The organism is Rhodococcus sp. T7 (assembly GCF_009872365.1).
GTDB lineage: Bacteria > Actinomycetota > Actinomycetes > Mycobacteriales > Mycobacteriaceae > Rhodococcus_F.
In genome coordinates, this window is sequence record NZ_WXYH01000390.1 from 25,045 (window position 1) to 44,801 (window position 19,757).

Here is a 19,757-nt window from a genome sequence, read left to right on the forward strand (position 1 = left end):
GATTCTCAGCAATCATTCGAATCCGAACGACGCACGAACTTTCAATGAGAATCCGAACTCTTCAACGAGAAGCTACAACAACAGACAAAATGGACATTCGCTGCCCAGTACCTATCGTGTCCTGACTCGGTGAAGGTGGCGACGACTCAGTGAATCTGGCGAGTGTGGCGGTCTATCTGGCGGACGGCTCAGCGAACCTGCCGAATCCAAGGTGGTCACCCCAGCGATCGGGAATGAATCGAGGCACCGAGTTCCATGCTCGCCACGTTCTTTGAGTCCGAAGTCGCCGCGGCGACTGAATAGACCTGGCGAACAGCAGGTGCGGCCGCTGCGATCTCGCCAGATCCACTGAGTCAGGACATATCGCTCGACTGGGGAACGCACAACAGGGGACGTGTCAATCCCCCACCCCTCTTCAACGCCGGGGCGGTGGTCGAATCGCAGGTCGGCGATCCCGCATCGGACAACCCTGACCCGACGCACCGGAAGAGCGCATTCCGAACGACTCCAATGCAGCGCCCGGATCCGGGCGGGCAGCCGCAGCGAGCGTAACGATATGAAATGAATTAGCCGATACGATTTCCCCATGGGCGAGCGCAAGCCGGGTAGACCCCGGGAGTATCCGTCGGACGCCGACCGGGTTCGGGCCTGGCGCGCCAGGCAGAAGGAGAAGACCACCCAGGCCGCGCCGGACACCCCGGAGACACCGCCGGATCCGGCCGAGGCTGCGGCCACGCTCACTCAGGCCCTGCCGCTGCTACGGCAGGAAACCGGTGACGCCGTAGCGAAGCTGTCCGCGGTCGCCGACCGGATCACCAGCGCCGTCGACCGTCTCGGAGATCCCGCCGCCATCGATGCGCACCTGCGCCGCGCCCAGGTAACCGCGGACAAGGTGCGGGCCGACGCCGCCGCCGAACTCGAGCAGCTCCGCGACCAACTCGACACAGCGCTCGACGACCGAACCAATGCCGATGCCGCCGCCCAGGCCGCGGAGCGGACGGCAGAGGAATCCGCCGCCGAATTGGCCGACGCCCGGCGTCAGCACACCGAGCAGGTGCGCGCGCTGACGGCCGCCCACGAGGAGGAGATTGCCGAGCAGCATCGCCTCGTCGAATCCCTGCGTACCCGGGCGACCGAGCGCGAGAACGAGATCACCCTGGTCCGCAAGGAAGCGGACCGCGCCTCCGCTGCCGCCGCGGCGACGATCGACCGCCTCGAATCGGACCTCCACGACGCTCGATCCGCGGTGCAGTCCGAACGCGCCCGCGTGGACGAAGTCCGCGACGAACTCGCCACCACCAAAGCCGATCTCGCGACCGCCCTGGCGCAAGCAACTGCCGCCCGTGAACGAGCCGAAGAGCTACGTGCCGATCTCGCCGACGCTCGCAGCCGCGCATAGGCGAGAACGTCCCGCGGTGAGCGCCGGGTCCGGTAGCGGGGGCCCAGGGCCCGTGCTGTCCGGCTGCAGTGTTCGACGAGATCGACGCACAAGTGGTTACCCAGCCCGGAACATCCCCGTGCAGTCGAGTATTGATGCAGTGCAGCCGACTTCTGAGACTGACACCCAATACGGCGCTCACAGAGCAAGACTGTCTCAGAAACGTCCGACACCCACGAGCGGGCGACTCAGGGGCTGAGACGGGTTTCTGAGACACGTCACAGTTTGATAACTTTCGACTTCGGATTGACCGGTAGACCTCCCCCAACGTGCCGATCTGCTCGAGCAGCCCTCACTTGCGGCGTTAGCCCGACGGTGTCTCGCGTTTCGGTGTCTCGGAAATGACCATTTCTGGGGCACCTTCGATCCGAGAACTTCCTCCGCATGGGGCCCGGATGGGAACGCCGGACAGCCGTCGCGCCGGATTCGACGGACAGAGAGATAGCTCGCCAGAGTCCACCGAGACGACCACTCCGTCACGGGTGGTGAGATCCGTAGATCCGTAGATCCGCATGTCCGTCGATCCGTAGACGCTCACCTACAGACAGACCTTGGGTCACGTGTGTCTCACGACCCGGTGTATAAGAAATGGTCGAATCTGAGACTGTAGGACTCGTCAAAGCGGCCGGAGTCCAGGCGACCAGCTGCCTCCAAAAGGGGAGGGGCCCGCACCTGCCCTCTCTTCAAGCGGCGCCGACTGAACGACTTTGCTGCAGCGCAATGCTTCTGCGAAACTGATATTAGCGATCTTGCGACAAGAGTAATGTTTCGGAGGTACTGGACCGAAGGGAGTCAAGCTCAAGCTTTCGGGGTTTCTATATCCGAGAACATCCTATGTTCAGTCGATTATTTCGCAGCAGAGGTGTCAGCATGGATCTATCCCCAGTGCACCGTCGTCCTGGAGAATCTAACGAGGCTCTCAAAATTCGGGAGAAGTGGGCGTCGTACGCCAATAGTAAATGGTGCGATCAGGCCGCATTCGACAGAATTAGATCCATCTATTCATCTCCGCCCGACTGGAACATCGACGAGAATATTTCAATTTACGCCCGGTCCGCACTCTCTACTAATGAGATACTCAATAGCGGGAAGTACAACCCGGTTCCGTGGACTATCAGACGGGATCCGCCTAACGTCTTCAAGCCAACATGGGCGCAGACCCCACTACCTCCAGCGCCTTCCTACCTGGAACCTCGATTCTATGGATCGATGGCGCGTCCTCCGGACTTGATGAACACGACATCGAAATACATCCCTGCTTGGTCATTGCCAATAAAATACGAGCCAAGCATTGATTTGAGCACACGTGCACCTAACGAGAGCGTCCTCGAAGCCATCGCCGATCACGCCAGCTTGAATGCACGGCAAGCCGAACTGGCTAATTTCTTGATCGACCGCAGCGGTCCCACGGTAATTGACCCGTGGGATAGATCAGGTTGGGGACCTCCGAGATTCCAACAACAAGTGCTGCCAATGTCGTACGCAAGTGTCGGAAAGGCCATTAAACGCGGCGCACAGTTAGTCTGGGACAACAAGAAATGGGTGGCGAAAATCGGGAAACATATCCTCGGGCCCGTGGGGCTAGTGGGTGATGCCATTGATGCAGCAAGGTTTATAGCCTGGATGCACGGAGAAGGCGTCTTTGACAATGTAATTGTGGCGAATGCCCCGAGGCTTGAATATCAACCAGGCCCACAAAATTTTGTGTTCGTATGGCCGGATAAAACTAGCACATCCGTTCCACAGACATGGGTGCCGATACTAAGCTGACGCGCGCCATAGATAGTGCGTCGCGGAGTCGCACCTGGTCCTGAGGGGCAGCGATACCAAGAACCAGCAGATGAGGCGGACCCGACGGTCGTGACTACGTGAAGAGGTCTATTCGTAGAATACGATGGTTGGATGTTGACCGGGTACGCACGCTGTTCGTCGTCCGCGGACGACGAACAAGGCCAGCGTGATCAGCTGCGAGTGTTAGGCGTGGACGGCGAATCCATCTATGTGGATCACGGCCTGACGGGCACGGACAGGCCCCGACCAGGGTTGACTGCGGCCTTGTCGGCGTTGTCCGCGCGGGACACCCTGGTCGTTACCTCGCTGGATCGGCTGGCACGCTCGGTCGCCGATCTCAGCGCGATCGCCACCGATCTCCAGGCCCGCGATGTGCTGTTGATGTTCGACGGCACGGTCCACGACCCGCGGGATCCTATTGGGCGAACGGTGTTCGCGATGTTGTCGACCACCTTCGCCGAGTTCGAGTCCGGCCTGATTCGTCTGCGCACGATGGAGGGCAATGCCCGCCGTAAGGCTGCGGGCGGTTTCGCCGGCCGCAAGCCACTCCTCAACCCTGCGCAACAGTCGGAACTTTACGACCTGCACAACGCGGGGCATTCCGTCGTAGAGCTGACGAAGCGTTTCAATCTCAGCCAGCCAGGCCTGTACAAGTACCTCGCCCGCGAGAAGGCCCGACGGAACGCACCCACCTCCCCCGCCGACCACTGAGCAACGCCACCAGCTGGCATAAGGCGGCAAGTCAGCGCGGAGCGGTGTCGCGGCAGCACCGTCGGCCATTGGCACCCTGAGACACGCGCGCCAGCCTCGCGCGGACCGGGTCTGTGACTGTCCACTCGGTGTTAAGTAGGTCGTTATGGACACACCCAGCACCGAAACTGACCCTATGAGCACCGCGATCGCGAACCAGATGCGTATCCAGCGGATCATCCGGCGCTGGTCGCAGGACGACCTCGCGAAGGCGGCCGGTCTTGGTCGGTCGACCATTCTTCGACTCGAAACCACGAAGATTCCCATGAACATTCGGCACATGCAGGGGATCTCGACAGCGTTCGAGATGCCCTGGTTCGAGTTCCTGAAGCTGGTCAATGCCGAACTGGAGGGGTCCACCCAGAAGCGCGGCGACGGACTGCCCGCGTACTGACCCCGGACACGACAAGACCCCAACCCGCAGGGAAGGGCTGGGGTTCGGTTGGGTCCTATTAGCTGGTCAGGCGCTTTTCCATCGCGGCAATCAGCTTGCTGAGGGGGATCCCGAGCGCCTTCGCGATCAGGACCGCCTCCTCGACCGGTGTCACGCGGGTACCGCGGAGAATGCGCCCGATGGTCGGACCACTTATCCCGGTCATCTCCGCCAGCTGGGTGTTCGTCGTGATCCCGGCGTCGATCATCGCGTGAGCGACCACCTTCCCGAACTGCACGGAGATCTCACCCGGTTCGGTCGTCTTCTGGCCCATCAGGACACGGCGGCGAGGGTCGCCGCGTTCGGGAGTTCAGCCTGGTCACGGATCCACGCGGCCAGGTCGTCATGGTTCACGTAGCCGTCCGGATCCACCGGGGCCGGCCGACCGGACCGGCGGGCATCGAGGGTCACCTGGACGTAGTGGAACCGCTGCTCAGCGGTCATGTCGTCGCGGTGGAGGGGCTGGGGTTCGATACTGGTGTTGGTCATCGTTCGAGTCCTGTTCGTTCGGTGATCAGGTCGGGGTGGGCGCTACCGACGCCACCCCGACCGTCTTCTGGTGAGGCTATCCGGGCTGTGGGCCTCGTTTCAGTCGGCCTCATGTTCGTTTGCGCTGGGCTGCACGGAGGATCGGCGCGCGCCTACGCGGGTGCGCCCGCCGAGGAAACAGCGCGTGCAACACCGCCCACTGCGACTGCAACAGGCCGATCTCTGCCACCTCCGTGTGCAACGACGGTGTGCGCCTCCGGAAGGCTCTGCACGCCACCAACACAGGCTGTGCAACCAGCTCGTTCGAGCGAAACGGTGTCGCAGCGGCACCGATGCCGGCATCAGTTAACGCAATGCATGCATGAACTCACTCATGCATTCCGGTGTGGTCCGATGAGACTGTCGAGGTAGGCGACCTGGGATTCGAGGGCTGCGCGGATGTCGTCGATGTCGTTGCGTAGCGCGGAGGTCCGCTCGATTGAGTACTCGGCGCCGACGATGTCTTCGTAGAGTCGGTCGACGTCCGCTCCCCCGGTTGCCATCTCGGTGACGGCGTGGAGGTTGTGCACGCTCGTTGCGATAGGTGTCAGCGCGGCCTCGTAGGCGCGGAGTGCTGCGACTCGGTCGATGAGACCAGCCTCCGCCTTGGCAGCAACCACCTGCCGGCGTTCCCATTCGGCGCGTGCTCTGGCGAGGTTGTCGGTGATGTCGTTGTCCGGGACCGCTGGGGTGTTCGCGCGCAGGCTGAACAGGTCGTGTGCCGCGGCCGCGACCAGGTGTAGCTCGATGGTGAACCCGAGGACGGTTCGGTGGCCGTCGAGTAGCGGGTGCTTCCATGCGGCGTGGGAAACAACGCGTGCAACAACGTCCTCGGCGACTGCAACCAGGCGGATCTCGGGCCCCTCCTCCCGCAACGGCCAGTGCAACGACGTGTGCGCTTGTCGAAGCTCTGCACGCTGCCCGGTTGTCAGTTGCGGGTATCCGCAAGGGCGGCCCGTGACGCGGCGCCACCAACTCGGCTGTGCAACGATCTCGTTCGGGTCGATGATCACGTTCGAGAGGCCGGCGACCGCCGACTGTGTTGTTGCGGAGACGTGGGACCAGGCGATGACGGCCGTTGTACGCGGTGCACGTTGGGGGAAACGGAGTTGTTCGACCACCCACTCGCGGGCGACGTGCATCGCGTCGGTCAACTCGATCACCGTCTTTTCGCTGCGAAGGGATCAGGATGGTGCATCGCCCCGGAACGGCCTAACACTCGCGGAGAAACCGAAAGACCTCCAGCGGAGCTTTGCCACCCATTTCATCACGTGACAACAGCGTTGCTGGCCGGAGGAACTGCCGCCAACGTTGACGGCAGTTCGCTCCGGCCATGCAACGGGACATGTTTACGCGGGCTGTAGTTCTCGTGCGGGCCGGAAGTCGGTCTCGGTGTCGAACGGTTGCGGCAGTGGAGGCACGGAGAAGCCCTCGTCTTCCGCGGCGGCGACGAACGCCTTCCATCGTCTGCACACAGTGGATCGGTCCACGTTGATCTGCTGTGCAACGGTGACCTGCTTGAGGTGCGGTTCACGCACAAGCATTTCCGCAACCTCCTTCACCGGCTCGGGCAGCGCGCATTCCGTGAGGAACTGGGTGAGTCCTTCGTGGGTCTGCGGCCACCCGTTGCGGGTCCGCGGTACAACTGGTTCGTCCTGTTGCCTGGGCGGCTCAACGATGTTGACGTTTCCGGTTCGAGTGGCGCCGAGGTCAGCGGTTGCTTCGACCTGTTGCGCCACCGGTGCGGCTTCGGGTGCAGCCTCGTAGGTTGCCGGTGCGATGGATCCTGCTCGCTCGATAACCGGTGAGGGCTCGCCCGTAGGCCCCTGCAACGCGTGTGCACGCTCTTCACGGAAGGCACGCAACATCAGGGTCGACATGTGCATCAGTCCCAGCCACAGCAGCGGGAAGATCATCGCCATGCCTAACGCAGCGGGTGCCGGTTGCGGGATGAAGCCGAGATCCTCTCCCGCTGCAACACGAGCAGCGTTTCGCACTGCGAGCTGGTAGGCGTGGTAGCCGTTGCCAGCAACGCTCAGCCCCACAGCCCCCACGGCAAACGCCAGGCAATACCGACGGGACCAGCGGTGCCTCTCAGCTTTCAGCTCAACATAACCGAACGTTGCGGCAGCCTGCGCAATGTCGATTGCAACGGGTGCCATCCAGGAGAATCCGGGGCGTACGCCGATCTCAACGGCGAGCTGCCGGAGCGAATCGAACGACAGCGTGAAGGCGAGCGCGCCCATCCCCACTGCCATCAGGCCAACAGCGGTCAACGCGAGCGTGCTCGCCCGCAACGGTGGTGCATCCTGAGTTGTATCGTCTGCCATAGCTGGGAAACCTCCAGATTCCTGGTGAGGGGCCCGCCACACGGAGCTGCAACTCCCCGGCGGGCCCCGCTGCGTGTGCGGTCGACCGTTGCGTGTTTCCGCATCTGCGGCTGCGGTGGCCTGTGTGTCTAAGGGGGTCCGTCGGTGCGCGCCGGCAGGACTTCCCCGTATCCGCGTTTACGGATCCTCGTGTTTACGGATTTACGGATTTGCAACTAGAAACGGGTGCTGTGCAGGTCCTTCTTGACCTGCTCGCTCAGGTCGGGATCTGCAAGGAGTCTTTCCACGAGTGCAACAAGCACGTCCTGGGCCGTCACTCGGGCTACGCCGAGTTCTCTTGCTGCGGCGCGCTGCCAGTCCCCCAGCCGGTCATTCTGATCGGGCGAGAGATCGACGTTCTTACGGATGTCCTTCTGACGGGGAGCGATAACCGCGCGAACAGCAGCCTTACGGGGCTTGTCTTCTTGCACCCTCGTCACTGGGGCCGCCGCTACTGGCTCTTGATCCTCCCCCGGTTGGGGTTGCACCACCGCTTGCATTCGCGCACGCTCGGCACCCGCGCGGATCCGATCTTTTGCGGAAGTCATGCGATCTCCTTCTGCACTTCGAGGTCGAGGAGCTCGCTCACCGCATCCCCATAGGCCGAGTTGAGTGCATTCTCGATCGGCAACCCGAACGCCTGGGCGTAGCGCTCGAGGCGGCCAACAGTTGGCTTGAGAACAAGGTCACCTTCTTCTGCAACCGCTTCTCGATACCCCTCCGTCGAAGCCGCATTTGCAACGGTCCGGGTGAACAGGACCGCAAAGATCGGCGCGTCCCCATCCCGAAGTTCGGTGACTTCCACGAGCAATTGCCGCACCGCGGGAAGTCGGTTGTACTCCATCGGAGTCGGGGCCATCGGGCAGACTACGTGCGTTGCAAGTCGTGCAGCCGAGAGCACGATACTTCGCTGCTCCTTCATCGGCGGCGTGTCGATGACCACAGCGTCGTACTTGCCGTTCGCAATACCCGGCAGCTGCCTGTGCAAGTTCGGGACAGCCATGCCGATGACCGGGAAAGGCCATTCACCGAGACTCCCCCACTGCAGAAGTGACTCGTTCTCTCCGTCTGCGTCAACGGCGAGGACCTTGAGTCCCGATTCGTGGAGTGCGTGGGCGATGAAGGCGGCTGACGTGGTTTTCGAGGAACCACCCTTCAGATTCAGTGTTGTGATGACAAGCATGTCTCCCACTTCCGCATGTCCGCTCCTACGTGTTTCCGTATTTCCGTGTGTCCGCATGAATTTGCACTGGTAGACCCCGAATTTTGCGGGCGTACAAGCTGAGTCGCACGAACTGCAAGGTGCGTACTAGCGGATCTACGGAGGTCAGCGTACGCGGACTTCAGCATCTACTGATGGACTGACACGCGGAAAAACGGCTTTCCGTGTTTCCGCAAATCCGTATTTACGGATCAGCGTGGTACATCCGCGCACCCCACCTCGCACCGTCGCAGCAACGCTGACTCAAAGGCCCTGCGCAACGGTTGCGGAGCTGCACGACCCGGTTGCCGACGCTGCACGAAGACCTTGCATGATTGCGGCCCCAGGCCGGCCGGTGCAATTCACGTGCACCCGCTCCGCTTCTACGGATCTGCGGATCTACGGACTTGCGAAGGCAGGGGGCTCTCGTCGCGGTCAGTGCGGGCTTATGCGCCGACCACGGCCGTGGCAGTGCGATATCCGGCCGACCGACTCCCGCGGCTACCGGTTTGCGGATCTACGGACTTGCGGATCTACGGACTTGCGGATCTACGGTCAGCGTTTGCAGGAATATTCGCCCGCCGGCTGGCCCTGGCAGTGCTCGTTGCCCGTGGTGGGCGGTCGCGGCTCCGTTCCGACCTACGGAAATACGGATCTACTGACTTACGTCGTGGCCGCCGGGGGTGGATACCCCCGTGCGGTGCGGTTGCACGACTATGGTCGCGGCAGTGCACGACGGTCGGGTCGCTCCGCAAATACGGATCTGCGGATCTACGGACTTGCGGTCTGGGTGCAATCGCGGCCGCAAGGTCTGCGTCGGATCTCGGTCGAGCTTCCGGCAGGGGAATGGTGCTGCAATCCGACCGAGCTCGCCTGCACGACCGTTGCGGTCCGGAACGCAAGACTTGTCGCGCGTGCACTCTTGCCTCATCGTCCGCGTCTAATGATTCACGGATCTACGGACTTACGGAGTTACGTCAACCACCGTGCACGACACGCCTTCACGGTGCACGCACGCCTGGGTAGCGAGTGCGGTCGAGCCCAAACGGTACGTCTACGTATTTACTGATATGCGAATATACGGAATTACGGATCTCACGCCCAGTTCCATGTGCCGCAGTCGACCCCTGGGTAGGACTAGTCATCCCGTTTCGATGGGGGAGTGGGTGGGTTACGCCGGATCAGCATCGCCGCACCGTGCACATCTCCGCCGCCGCCGACAGCGTGTCGGGTTGCGAGTGAGCGAACCATTCGGCAGTGTGAAAGTAGGCCGGTTGCGGCGGGTCGGCCTTTCCTCCCCGTTGGGCGGACGGGGCGTGAGCATGGATGAAGAAGCCGGGCTCCATTGCCGCCGCACCTCTACCATTGCGCGCCGACGAGTTCCGCTACGTGATTCGGAGTAGTCGTTCGCCTGGCTCACCTACGACGACGCCTTGTGGGCGGCGCCTTGACCCACTCAACTCATGACCAGGAGCGCCCTCCTCGTAGCGAGTGTTAGGCCCCCGGATGCCCTTCCCAGCGTATTCGGGGACCTAACCCACAGTGCGCAGAAGGAGGAGTCACTCTTTCGCGATGCTCGCGGCGTAGCCGCTGGCCTAACGCGCGACGGTGGCCTGGGTCTTTCCGAGCACCGTGGTGTCGTCACACTTCACAACGAGATCGACGCGGATGCTGTCGTCTTCGACTTTCCCGACCTTGGCGGTGACGACGACTTTGGCGCCCGCTGATGCATCGACGACTACGGGGCGGGTGAAGCGGGTCTCGTAGCTTCGGATTCGTGTCGAGTCACCGCCGAGCCAGTCGATGACGGTTTGCAGGGCGAGCGCGCCGGTAAGCATGCCGTGGGCCAAGACTCCGGGAAGTCCGGCGTCTTTGGCGGCCTGGTCGCTGTAGTGGATGGAGTTGAAGTCTCCCGCTGCTCCTGCGTATCGGACCAGGCTTTCGCGAGTGATGAGATGAGTGTCCTCGGCGAGGATGTCGCCCTTGGCGAGTGTCTGTGCCTGGGTCATTGGGGTGCTCCGATCATCAGCGACGAGGTGATGGTGACGACGTGGTGACCGTCCCGGTCTCGGATCTCGCTTGTGGTGTTCATGATCGCGGCGTCGCCGCGTTCGGTGACGCCGGTCACCGTGAGGATCGTGGTGAGCTCGTCTCCTGCGACGATGTGTCGGCTGAAGTCGAGTTTCTCGGTTGTGTGAACGGCAACGTGCCGGGTGCGATCAATTCCCGTGTCGGGGTCGGTGATCAGGTGGTCCACCGCGCCGCCCTGCACGACTGTGGTGAAGGTCGGGGGAGCGACGACGTCGGCGTGGCCGGCCCGCTGAGCGGCCACCGGGTCGTGATGGATCGGGCTTGTGGCGGACACGGCGCGGGCGAACTCGCGGATCTTTTCGCGGCCGACTTGGTATGGATCCCCGGCAGTGAAGACTCGGCCTGGGAGCTCGGGATTCAGTAGAGACACGCCGGTCACCATATCTGCGCGGCGTGCTCGTCTCTCGGTATGTCCGCTCCTGGACAGGTGGACGCGGACTCGGCGGTTGGCGCTCATGATGTGCGGAACGTTCGCTTTTGCGCGCAGCGCTGGGCGATGGCGCGGGCGGCGGCCCGGCCGGGGCCGTCGAGATCGGCGATTGCTTGTGCCCGTTTGCGTTGGCCCTCCTCGACCATGGTTTTCGTTCGTTCGCTTTCTGCGGCCTGGGCCTCGGCTTCTTGGGCGTGAGCGATTGCGTCGAGGACGTGGGGTGGGAAGTCGAGATCGGTCTTGTTGAGGAGCCATTGCATGAACAGGATCGGGTGGTCGGGTGTGAGTCCGCGCCCGAGACGCCGGGCTTCCTCGTCCAGGAGTGCGTTGATGTCTCCTCCGGTGAACCCGTGGGCCGCGGCTGAGGCGAGAACGTTCGCCCACTGGTCCACCGACATTGGGCGTGCCCAGGCCGGAGATCGGCGGTCACGGAGCCACTGAGCGGCCAGCAATTGCCCCTTGCGGTCGATCGGTGGGCGCTTACGCCGGGGAGGCCTCTTCGTCCGGGCCGGTCGGCGCGAAGCGGCGGCGTTTTCCACAGCTTTTCCTGTAGAGATAACCCTCTTACGAGAGGGAAGAGACCAAAAGATTTCCCCGCTGGGGTGGGGTGCCATCTTGGTATGACCTGGGCGAACACAGGCTGAGTTATCCACAGGCTTGGGCGGGTGGAGCGCCCACACCGATGCCCATCCCCGGCTCTTGTCCTTTACGCCATGGGAGTCGTACCGCTCCTCCTTCGTACGGCGTCGACCTGCAAAGACCTCGGTGGCCACCCCGAGCAGCAGCAGGGTGGTACGGGCTCGCTGCACCGTCCGCTCCCCGAGCCCGGTACGAGTGACGACCGTCGAGACGGCAAGTCGCGACTCACGGCCAGTACGGAAGTCAGCAGCGGACGCCATCTCCGTGGCGATAGCGATCACGGTGCGGAGCGACACTCCACCTCCAGTGGCCGCGACCAGTATGGGACGGATCTCGGGATACCGGGCAGTGAAGATGGCCTTGACCACGGTGATCCAGTGCTCGCGACCAAGCCAGCAGGCGATGCCGGCGTAGGCGTCCTCCTCGAGTTCGAGGTGGATCGGGCCGCTCTTCCGGCGTATCTCGATCTGCCGGGTGATCGCGATACGCGCCTCAGGGCTGCGGGCACGCGAAAACCTCCCGGCGAGGGTTCGCTCGGTGACCGTTCGCGCCACACCCAGGCGAGGGCAGTGGGGCAGTCCGGTGCGATATCCGGAGGGCAGCGATCGAGTACGCGGACGATTCGTACACGCGATCGCATCGTTATGGACGACACGGGTGGTATTGAATACCGGCGCAAACAGACGCGCGGTATCATGAGAGCTGTCACGCACGACAGTTCCCTTCAGGGGAAGCGCAGTAGAGACGAGTTGGCGCTCGTCTCACTCGAACTCGGAACACCCTCGGCCCCGCCAGGTCGGGGGTTTTCCTAGTTTTGAGCTACTGCTGATTTGAGTATTGAGTTGCTGAGATCGCTCTCTCGAAGATCAGGCAGACAGCTGCAACACCTCCCGCACGCCCTCTCCGTCAGCGACGGCCTTCTCGGCGTTGTACGTGCCGTCGAAAATTGGCACGAGCAAATCCGCTGTGACCTCACCGTTCAGGTCAGTGCGGCCGACAAGCGTCGCAAGTACATCGGCTAGGAACTGCGACTCGGAGACTTCAGGGCCGACAACATTCATGGCTGCGCGCCGCCGGTTGAGCTCTTCGCGGCGGCGGTTGAGTTCTTGTCGAACAGCGGGCGGGACGCGCGTCAGGATCGCCTCACGGGGTCCCTTACTGGGTAGCGGCACAGTGCCCCCTTTCTCCGGGTCGATGGTGCGCACTTATCCTGTTACAGGAAGGTGCTCGGACCCCGCAGACACGCCGAACGAAATCGACTTTGTTGATTCTTTGTAGGTTTTTCGTACTCCCTGGCCCAGATTACTACGACCGTGCGGTTCGATATGGTTGCGCTTCGTGCCCTATGTCGTGCATCACCGTCAACTTCGGGGGAAGGACAGCCAATGCGTGTAGGGGGTAACCACACGAAACGCGTGGATGAGGTCCTCAGCCGGATCCCTTTGTCACCACCGTGGACAGTGCACGAGTTTTTGGCTTGGCTGGAGAAAGACACCGGCCGCCCGATTCGTCTGCTGCCGTATCCGGAGGGCACGGTGATCGGCAACCGCCGCTGTGGAGTCCTGTTCGGCCTGGCGGATGAGGACATCATCATGTACGACCCCAACCGCAGTGAGCGACATCAGCGGCAGACAATCTTCCATGAGGTCGGGCACGTCCTCTGCTGCCACAAAGGTGAGCCGTTCAGCCCCACCGACAGCCCGCTGACCAGCGGCATAGATCCGGATGCGATCAGGTACATGATGCGCCGGACGAGTTTTGACACCACCACCGAAGCCGAGGCGGAACTGCTCGGCACCAAGCTCGCTGTGCTCTCGCAGGGCAGCATCGCCGATGACGGCAGAGGACACTTCAACCGCATCATCTCGACGGTGGTCCAGTGAGCGAGGCCCCCCTTGCCGCCAGCGACCTGCTGATCAAAGAAGCGACGTCGGAGCTGCCGTACGCGTACAGCCTCGTTCTGCTTGCCACCATGGTTGTCGTCATTGTGGCGCGCAACATCTTCCTCGGTCGCCGTCAGGTCGATCGGCAGCTCACTCTGGCATTGGCGTGGTGGTTACTCGCCGCACTCTTGCGGGAGAGCTGGCTGCAGCAGATCTTGATGACCCACACCGCGCTGAGTCTCGGTGACATTCGTTTGATGACCCACACCGCGGCGCTATGCGCCGCGATCCCGTGCTTTCTGATGGTCCGATCGTGGGCATACCTGGAGAAGTTCGGGCCACGGATCATCTTGACCCTGTACGCCGGCCTCGCCGCCTTGTTGTCGGTAATGGCATGGGTGTCTTCGTCCGCGCGACGTGCCGACATCGCAATCGAGGAGCTCGAGGACTGGCACACCGCGCTGTACCACGTGCTGTACGCGACGCCGATGCCGATCGCCTTCGCCTTCGTCATTGCCGGGTGCATCAAGGTGCTACTCACAGAACGAACCCGCAGGAACGTGGCTATCACCTCAATCGCCATCGTGAGCTGCACGATCGCAGGGGTCGACCACCTCACGCGCGGTCTGAGCGCTGTGATGCTGGCGGTCGGATGGGAGAACTGGCTCACCGAGGCGCGCTCGGAGGCGAATGACCTGCTGTTCCTCCCCAGCATCACGCTGGTGTCCTTGCTCGCGGCGATGCCTGTCATCCCCGCAATTCGGGCGCGCCTGAATAGTGACCCGTCATCTCGCGCCGCCAGACGCTTGGAGCCGATGTGGCGGGTACTCATCACCGCCATGCCCGAGGTCACGCTCGACTCGACGGAAGGATCGGTGGGCATCGAGCGTGAGCATCGGATGCGGATCGAGTGTGAGGATGCGCTTTTGCAGTTGTTGCCGTGGATGCCGGCCACCGGACTAGAGGCGGAGCGCAGCCCTGCTGAGAGAGCCGAGGCGGTGGCCGATGCACTCGTTCGCTATCAGGCGTCAGCGCACCCCAGCCACCGCAACAGCGTTCATGCGCCGCCCCGGTGGCTCACAGATGAAGAGGAACTCCTGCGCGTCGCTGATGCCTGGACCATGACCCGCGGCGTTTAGCCGTTTCGAGCAGTATTGGAGAACTGGAAAGTGTCGACTGCCATTTCACAGGCGCCGAAGCGAATCCCACATCCCCCGAAGCGTATCCCGTTCATCGGAGACGTCTTGGGGATGGACCGGGACGCGCCCAACCAGAAGACGCTCGAGCGTTTCGGGGAACTGGGCCCGATCTACCGACGCACGATCATGGGCACTGATCTCACGTTCGTCGGTTCAGCTGAGCTTGCTGCCACTGTCTTCGACGAAGAGCATTGGGAGAAGTTCATCGGGCGACCGCTGGAGAATCTCCGCGCGATTGCCGCTGACGGCCTCTTCACGGCCTACAACTGGGAGTCGAACTGGGCGAAGGCCCATGAGGTTCTCATGCCCGGATTCACCAAAGAGGCGATGGTCTCCTATCACGGTGTCATGGCTGCGACCGTCGACGAGTTGTCCGCGAGCATCGAGCGACAAGGCGAGGCGTACATCCCGACTGTCGAGGAGATGGGCAAGCTCACCCTCGAGGTGATCGGACGGTGCGGATTCAACTACACATTCGACTCCTTCACCCAAGCACAGGAACACCCGTTCGTAGCTGCGATGAGCCGCACGCTGACCTACGCCCAGAAGGCCGGGATCCCGGTGCCCTTCGTCGGCAAGCTGCTGCGCCGGAAGGATGAGGAGCAGAACCGCAAGGACTACCAGCTACTCGTCGACACCGTCGACGACGTCATCGCGGAACGAATCAAGTCAGGGGAGCGCCGGCCTGACTTGCTCGATCACATGCTGCATTCGGACAGCGATGTCGCACTCGATCCCGAGAACATTCGGAATCAGGTTCTCACTTTCCTGATCGCCGGTCACGAAACCTCGGTCAATGCGCTCAGCTTCGCGCTGCACTTCATCGCGCAGAATCCCGATGTCGCCCGACGCATGCGTGAAGAGGCGAACGCGGTCTTCGGCGGTCGTGCCGCGGCATACGAGGACGTCGCCAAACTGCGCTATACCCGCCAGGTGATCAACGAATCTCTACGTCTGTGGCCGACGGCGCCGGGCTTCTTCCGAGCTGCGAAGCACGACACAACTGTCGGTGACTACGCCTTCTCGAAGGGTGAATGGGTCTTTGTGCTCCTGCTGGCGACTCAGCGAGATGCAGCATGGGGGCCTGACGCAGCGGAGTTCAATCCTGACCGGTTTGCGCCTGAGGCGAACCGCGGCCGCGCTCCCGAGTTGTTCAAGCCGTTCGGCACCGGCATTCGCTCGTGCATTGGACGTCAGTTTGCGCTGCACGAGATGGCATTGGCTCTCGCCACGCTCGTGCAGCGCTTCGACATCGAACCGGAACCGGGCTATGAACTCGTTGTTGAGGAGACTCTGACGCTGCGGCCGAAGAACCTGCGACTCAAGTTCAGCCGCGTGTAGCTTTCGCTTCGTCGTCACCGGTGAGCGGGATCGTCCTGATGTGGGCGATGAGGTCTTCCAGCTCATCTCGGGTCACGCTCGTCGCGCGTGCCTGGAAGTGCTCGATGCCCCGGTCCCGGATCTCGATCCAGAGACGAAGTCGCTGATCGATGTCGATGTCGAGTCCGGACCCGGGGCGTAGGTACGACCGGTCGACGCCCAATGCGTCGCAGAGGGCGTCGCCAACATCTGTCGGGAGTTGCTGCACGTCACCGGCTTCTACACGCTCGAGCAGCTCTACAGACACCGGGCGAGAGAGATTGCGCCCCGCCATCGTGGCGACCGCTTGCAAGGACAGGCGGGGCTCGTTGCGGTGGTGGTAGAAATCGCGCATCCGGTCGAGCTTCTGGCTCAGTGACGGGGAGAGGTGGGTCGTCATTTCGGCTTCTTCTCCTTGTTCTTGACCTGTTGCCATCGAGCTGTGAATTGGCGGTCCATCTCGGGGTCTATATCTTCCGTAGCGCGTCCTGTTAGCCATCGCATGTACAACAGGTCGATCTCGTCGGATTTGCTTGCTGAAACTGGCTTCCGGTCCAGGTAGTCGCCGATGAGCATCTCCACCATGAAGTCCCGTTGATCGCGATCCGGACCAACCTTCATTTCGAGCTGCGCAATCACCCAGGATCGCAGGATTCTGTCGACAAGGACGTCAAGTTCGGCACCAACTGCCGTCACGTCCTCACGCGTGATCGCGTCCTGTTTTGAGACATTCTCCAACCGCTTTGCCAGAGCTGACAGATCACTGACTAGCGATAGAGACATAGTCACCGAGTCTGGGCCCGCAGAGACAGCGCCTCCTCCCAAAGCGGGAGCCGAACCCGGAAGCTCTTCCAGCGGGACTGGATCGCCTCCGAGCAGAGTTCGGGCGGCCGACCCTTCTTTCCAGCGAAGTCCTGCGTCTAGGCGTCGCAGTGTCCGTGCGCTGGGTTCCTCAATCCCTCCACGCTCGATCTTTCCGGTCGTGACATCTGAGGGCCCGCCCGCCTCGGACAGCTGTTTGAGAGTCAAAGCGAGGGCTTTTCGCCTGTCGGCCACGAGTCGACCGAATCGCATCAACTCACTCTCCGCCATTTCGCTAACTCTACCGGTCAGCTGCAGCAGCAATTCACTTCGGTCAAGGCTCCGAGCTGCGTGTTCGTCGATCACCGCACCTCCCACCTTTCCGGCGACACGAAATACCGGTTAGACTTTTTCGCTTGTTTTTCGCTTGGTCTGCTTATACTATTCGTGTGCGCTCTAGTTTTGCACTCAAAGCCCGCAACTTCGTCCCACATCGGTGTTGGCCGATGGGCTCTGCGCGTGCCGGCTGGGCGCCAGAGAACGAGGGGAGACACCGATGACTGTTCACGTTCGGGTTGATCCATCCGGCCCGTCAGAGACGACCGCAATCGACGCCGACTCACAGCAACGCGTCATCCCGGCATCTCAACGGCGCCGGCCACACGTCGCAGTCGAGCATTGCGGTGGTCGTCAGCCCGGGCACACCTGCTACAGCCTCTACCTGCCGGGGTTTCCGACGTGCCCAGTAGGCCACGCGATGGTCCGCCACTCTCCGCCGCACATCTGCGTTCAACCGATCCTCTGATTCACCTGCCCGCGTCGAGGCACCTACCACCACTCTCACCTAAGGACTTTCGTCATGTTTCTGGTCTTCCTGATCACCCTCCTGTTCGGCCTCGGCGGCAACTTCCCGGGCTGGCCTGCCTGAACGTCTGCACCCAGGTCCTCCGCTCCCTGGCTTCTTTCGTAAGTGCCCTGTGGATCACTCTCATCGCCAACTACGAGTGACACCGCAATTTCCCCGGCAATGAATTGGCCCACAACGAGATTGAAGGGTTCCGAATGGAAAAGGTTCAGAGTTCTGGGAGCGGTACACCGCGCCCGGCTCGTCGGCTGGCCGCCTCAGCGGTCGTCGGCGCTGTCGCTGTGGCAGTGAGTGTCGGTGCGAATACCGTTCCTGCACACGCATCAACCAATTGGGTCGATCAGTTGGTGCAGGACTGCCCTGCATTGTTCGTCCTCGGAGGGCAGGGCACGGGCGAGTCTTCACCGGATGCTCCGGTGAAGGCCGACACGGGAATGCTCTCGAACATCATGTCGCCGCTGCTCGACCAGGCGCGACAGCTCGGTGTCGACGTCGACCGCGCCTACGTCCCGTATCCGGCGGCGTTCGGTGGTGCGGTGCCCGGCGGCAAGGAGTCGTACGCCGTGTCGGTCTCCACGGCAAAGGACAACCTCCAGACCGCGGCGGAGAAGGTCCTGGATTCGTGCCCGTCGACGAAGCTCGCGATCGCGGCCTACAGCCAGTTCGCCCACGCTGCCTCGGAGTGGCTCACAGAGGTGGGTGCCGGCAAGGTCAGCGGCGTTCCGGCATCGTCGATCGCATCGGCTGCGCTGTTCGGGTCCCCGACCCGCGCGGAGGGCGCCGGCATCTTCCCCGGGACTTCCCAGACCACTCCGTCCCCCGTCCCGGGGACCTCGGGTTCTGCGGTGAAGGCCCTTCCCGCGGTGACGGTCACGACGGCGACCGGGGCGGGGATCGGTCCGGTTGCCGACACCGCCTCCAGCTTCGGCGCATTGACCGGGCGGGTGTCGATGTGGTGCCAGACCGGTGACCTGGCCTGCGATGCCCCGCCGAAGGCTCCGATCGCGCGGGCTGTGGCGAACGTTGCGGGTCAGGCTGAGGTCGGCGGCGACCCGTTCGTCGCAGTGCAGACGATCGGACTTGCTCTCGCGTCGACCGCGTTCAACGTCGGGGTCGACGTGATCAACGAAGACATTCAGGTCCCGAAGAACTCACTCGAGAACCTCTCGATCACGCCGAAGAAGACCTTGTCGCAGCGTTTGGCTGAGGGTTCGGATCCTCGGGCGACCCCGCCGACCGGCCAAGAGGCGATTTCCGCGCTGATGAAGGTGGGCCTGGTGGCGGTGAACTCGGTGGTCACGGTCGCGAAGAAGGTGATCACGCCGGAGACGATCGCCGCTGTCGCGGCTGTGGGTCTGGCGAATCCCGTTGCCGCTTTCGGCATCATCGCCGCGAAGACGGTCAACGCGGTGATCAATCTGGTTCCGCCGGCCACGACGCAGCGCCTGGTGAAGCAGACGTTCGACCTGGTCAAGGGTGAGGTCAAGGCGAACAAGGACCTCTTCGACCTGGCGGCGCTGACGAAGTACTCGAACATTCAGGCTGCCCACGGCTCGTATGGATCGTCGGCAGCGACTGCCACCGGGCTGGCCCCGACCGCGTACGTGGCGAAGATGTTCGCCGCGGTGGCTGCCGACCTCGCGACCAGCAACAAAACGTCCTCGTCGTCGAGCTCTTCCACGAGCACGACCCGGCCGAGTGCCACGTCATTGGCGCCCACAACGTCTCGGCCCGCCAGCTCCTCGCCTTCGACGTCGTCGACTACGCCGACGTCCTCCACTTCCGTCGCCACGTCGACGGACTCGACGTTCTCACAGAACGGCCTGACCACTGATTCATCCACCGAAGGGAACAGCACACATGGGTAAGCACCGTAAGCAGGCCAGGATTGTGAGGGCTGCGGGCACAACCGCAGTCACGGCCGCGGTCATTGTCACAGCGTGCGGCGGTATCGCGCATGCAGAGCCGTCGCAGGGCGGC

20 protein-coding genes are annotated in these 19,757 nt (G+C 62.7%); 8 read left to right on the forward strand and 12 right to left on the reverse strand.

Annotated features, from left to right (window positions below; all coding sequences use genetic code 11):
* Positions 1-586 precede the first annotated feature (586 nt).
* The 4 genes from MLGJGCBP_RS48615 to MLGJGCBP_RS48630 all read left to right on the forward strand — a co-directional run bounded on the left by MLGJGCBP_RS48615 (position 587) and on the right by MLGJGCBP_RS48630 (position 4,373).
* Entirely contained in the window at positions 587-1,399 is an 813-nt protein-coding gene (locus tag MLGJGCBP_RS48615) for a hypothetical protein (RefSeq protein WP_160098631.1), read from the forward strand.
* A gap of 909 nt (positions 1,400-2,308) precedes the next feature.
* Positions 2,309-3,208 carry a hypothetical protein gene (locus MLGJGCBP_RS48620; protein ID WP_160098629.1) on the forward strand — a complete coding sequence of 300 codons (900 nt, stop codon included), beginning with the start codon at positions 2,309-2,311 and terminating at the stop codon, positions 3,206-3,208.
* Between the two features lie 132 nt (positions 3,209-3,340).
* Positions 3,341-3,940, forward strand: a complete 600-nt coding sequence (locus tag MLGJGCBP_RS48625; protein ID WP_160098627.1) for a recombinase family protein — start codon at positions 3,341-3,343, stop codon at positions 3,938-3,940.
* A gap of 175 nt (positions 3,941-4,115) precedes the next feature.
* Entirely contained in the window at positions 4,116-4,373 is a 258-nt protein-coding gene (locus MLGJGCBP_RS48630; protein WP_160098625.1) for a helix-turn-helix transcriptional regulator, read from the forward strand.
* Between the two features lie 58 nt (positions 4,374-4,431).
* Here MLGJGCBP_RS48630 and MLGJGCBP_RS48635 read toward each other — a convergent pair whose 3' ends face one another.
* From MLGJGCBP_RS48635 to MLGJGCBP_RS48680, 10 genes are all read right to left on the reverse strand, one after another.
* On the reverse strand, positions 4,432-4,686 hold the full coding sequence (locus MLGJGCBP_RS48635; RefSeq protein ID WP_160098623.1) for a helix-turn-helix domain-containing protein: 255 nt from the start codon (positions 4,684-4,686) through the stop codon (positions 4,432-4,434).
* Positions 4,686-4,901, reverse strand: a complete 216-nt coding sequence (locus MLGJGCBP_RS48640) for a hypothetical protein (protein ID WP_160098621.1) — start codon at positions 4,899-4,901, stop codon at positions 4,686-4,688. The genes MLGJGCBP_RS48635 and MLGJGCBP_RS48640 overlap by 1 nt, the downstream gene beginning before the upstream one ends.
* A gap of 371 nt (positions 4,902-5,272) precedes the next feature.
* Positions 5,273-6,103: a hypothetical protein gene (locus MLGJGCBP_RS48645; RefSeq protein WP_160098619.1), complete on the reverse strand. Its 831-nt coding sequence runs from the start codon at positions 6,101-6,103 to the stop codon at positions 5,273-5,275.
* Positions 6,104-6,289: 186 nt separating this feature from the next.
* Entirely contained in the window at positions 6,290-7,270 is a 981-nt protein-coding gene (locus tag MLGJGCBP_RS48650) for a DUF2637 domain-containing protein (protein ID WP_160098617.1), read from the reverse strand.
* 215 nt (positions 7,271-7,485) lie between these two features.
* Positions 7,486-7,857, reverse strand: coding sequence for a hypothetical protein (locus MLGJGCBP_RS48655; protein WP_236581336.1), 372 nt, complete (start codon positions 7,855-7,857; stop codon positions 7,486-7,488).
* On the reverse strand, positions 7,854-8,492 hold the full coding sequence (locus MLGJGCBP_RS48660; RefSeq protein WP_160098615.1) for a ParA family protein: 639 nt from the start codon (positions 8,490-8,492) through the stop codon (positions 7,854-7,856). Before MLGJGCBP_RS48660 ends, MLGJGCBP_RS48655 begins: the two co-directional genes overlap by 4 nt.
* Before the next feature lie 1,613 nt (positions 8,493-10,105).
* A complete protein-coding gene (locus MLGJGCBP_RS48665) occupies positions 10,106-10,519 on the reverse strand; it encodes a MaoC/PaaZ C-terminal domain-containing protein (protein ID WP_160098613.1) in 414 nt (137 codons plus the stop codon).
* Complete coding sequence (locus MLGJGCBP_RS48670; RefSeq protein WP_328799594.1) at positions 10,516-10,983, reverse strand: FAS1-like dehydratase domain-containing protein; 468 nt, start codon at positions 10,981-10,983, stop codon at positions 10,516-10,518. Before MLGJGCBP_RS48670 ends, MLGJGCBP_RS48665 begins: the two co-directional genes overlap by 4 nt.
* A 71-nt stretch (positions 10,984-11,054) precedes the next feature.
* Positions 11,055-11,429, reverse strand: a complete 375-nt coding sequence (locus MLGJGCBP_RS52860; RefSeq protein WP_160098611.1) for a hypothetical protein — start codon at positions 11,427-11,429, stop codon at positions 11,055-11,057.
* Between the two features lie 1,107 nt (positions 11,430-12,536).
* Entirely contained in the window at positions 12,537-12,875 is a 339-nt protein-coding gene (locus tag MLGJGCBP_RS48680; protein WP_160098609.1) for a hypothetical protein, read from the reverse strand.
* A 210-nt stretch (positions 12,876-13,085) separates the two neighbouring features.
* On the opposite strand from MLGJGCBP_RS48680, the gene MLGJGCBP_RS48685 reads away from it, so the two are divergent.
* From MLGJGCBP_RS48685 to MLGJGCBP_RS48695, 3 genes are read left to right on the forward strand one after another with little or no spacing between them, the layout of a single operon-like run.
* On the forward strand, positions 13,086-13,553 hold the full coding sequence (locus MLGJGCBP_RS48685) for an ImmA/IrrE family metallo-endopeptidase (protein ID WP_236581335.1): 468 nt from the start codon (positions 13,086-13,088) through the stop codon (positions 13,551-13,553).
* A complete protein-coding gene (locus MLGJGCBP_RS48690) occupies positions 13,550-14,692 on the forward strand; it encodes a DUF6545 domain-containing protein (protein ID WP_160098605.1) in 1,143 nt (380 codons plus the stop codon). Before MLGJGCBP_RS48685 ends, MLGJGCBP_RS48690 begins: the two co-directional genes overlap by 4 nt.
* Positions 14,693-14,722: 30 nt before the next feature.
* Positions 14,723-16,093 carry a cytochrome P450 gene (locus MLGJGCBP_RS48695; protein WP_268960772.1) on the forward strand — a complete coding sequence of 457 codons (1,371 nt, stop codon included), beginning with the start codon at positions 14,723-14,725 and terminating at the stop codon, positions 16,091-16,093.
* On the opposite strand, the gene MLGJGCBP_RS48700 is transcribed toward MLGJGCBP_RS48695, so the two are convergent.
* Both MLGJGCBP_RS48700 and MLGJGCBP_RS48705 read right to left on the reverse strand, forming a co-directional pair.
* A complete protein-coding gene (locus MLGJGCBP_RS48700) occupies positions 16,080-16,511 on the reverse strand; it encodes a helix-turn-helix domain-containing protein (RefSeq protein WP_160098601.1) in 432 nt (143 codons plus the stop codon). The genes MLGJGCBP_RS48695 and MLGJGCBP_RS48700 overlap by 14 nt on opposite strands.
* Positions 16,508-17,278 (reverse strand): helix-turn-helix domain-containing protein, encoded by a 771-nt coding sequence (locus tag MLGJGCBP_RS48705; RefSeq protein WP_160098599.1) that lies wholly within the window; start codon positions 17,276-17,278, stop codon positions 16,508-16,510. Before MLGJGCBP_RS48705 ends, MLGJGCBP_RS48700 begins: the two co-directional genes overlap by 4 nt.
* A 696-nt stretch (positions 17,279-17,974) precedes the next feature.
* Between MLGJGCBP_RS48705 and MLGJGCBP_RS48710 the strand changes: the two genes are divergently transcribed.
* On the forward strand, positions 17,975-19,645 hold the full coding sequence (locus MLGJGCBP_RS48710) for a cutinase family protein (RefSeq protein ID WP_160098597.1): 1,671 nt from the start codon (positions 17,975-17,977) through the stop codon (positions 19,643-19,645).
* Positions 19,646-19,757: the final 112 nt, after the last annotated feature.

Bases quoted from the DNA above. Each gene is read 5' to 3' on its own strand.
- MLGJGCBP_RS48615 (WP_160098631.1), top strand. From the start codon at position 587: ATGGGCGAGCGCAAGCCGGGTAGACCCCGGGAGTATCCGTCGGACGCC.
- MLGJGCBP_RS48620 (WP_160098629.1), top strand. From the start codon at position 2,309: ATGGATCTATCCCCAGTGCACCGTCGTCCTGGAGAATCTAACGAGGCT.
- MLGJGCBP_RS48625 (WP_160098627.1), top strand. From the start codon at position 3,341: ATGTTGACCGGGTACGCACGCTGTTCGTCGTCCGCGGACGACGAACAA.
- MLGJGCBP_RS48630 (WP_160098625.1), top strand. From the start codon at position 4,116: ATGAGCACCGCGATCGCGAACCAGATGCGTATCCAGCGGATCATCCGG.
- MLGJGCBP_RS48635 (WP_160098623.1), bottom strand. From the start codon at position 4,686: ATGGGCCAGAAGACGACCGAACCGGGTGAGATCTCCGTGCAGTTCGGG.
- MLGJGCBP_RS48640 (WP_160098621.1), bottom strand. From the start codon at position 4,901: ATGACCAACACCAGTATCGAACCCCAGCCCCTCCACCGCGACGACATG.
- MLGJGCBP_RS48650 (WP_160098617.1), bottom strand. From the start codon at position 7,270: ATGGCAGACGATACAACTCAGGATGCACCACCGTTGCGGGCGAGCACG.
- MLGJGCBP_RS48655 (WP_236581336.1), bottom strand. From the start codon at position 7,857: ATGACTTCCGCAAAAGATCGGATCCGCGCGGGTGCCGAGCGTGCGCGA.
- MLGJGCBP_RS48660 (WP_160098615.1), bottom strand. From the start codon at position 8,492: ATGCTTGTCATCACAACACTGAATCTGAAGGGTGGTTCCTCGAAAACC.
- MLGJGCBP_RS48665 (WP_160098613.1), bottom strand. From the start codon at position 10,519: ATGACCCAGGCACAGACACTCGCCAAGGGCGACATCCTCGCCGAGGAC.
- MLGJGCBP_RS48670 (WP_328799594.1), bottom strand. From the start codon at position 10,983: ATGGTGACCGGCGTGTCTCTACTGAATCCCGAGCTCCCAGGCCGAGTC.
- MLGJGCBP_RS52860 (WP_160098611.1), bottom strand. From the start codon at position 11,429: ATGTCGGTGGACCAGTGGGCGAACGTTCTCGCCTCAGCCGCGGCCCAC.
- MLGJGCBP_RS48700 (WP_160098601.1), bottom strand. From the start codon at position 16,511: ATGACGACCCACCTCTCCCCGTCACTGAGCCAGAAGCTCGACCGGATG.
- MLGJGCBP_RS48710 (WP_160098597.1), top strand. From the start codon at position 17,975: ATGGAAAAGGTTCAGAGTTCTGGGAGCGGTACACCGCGCCCGGCTCGT.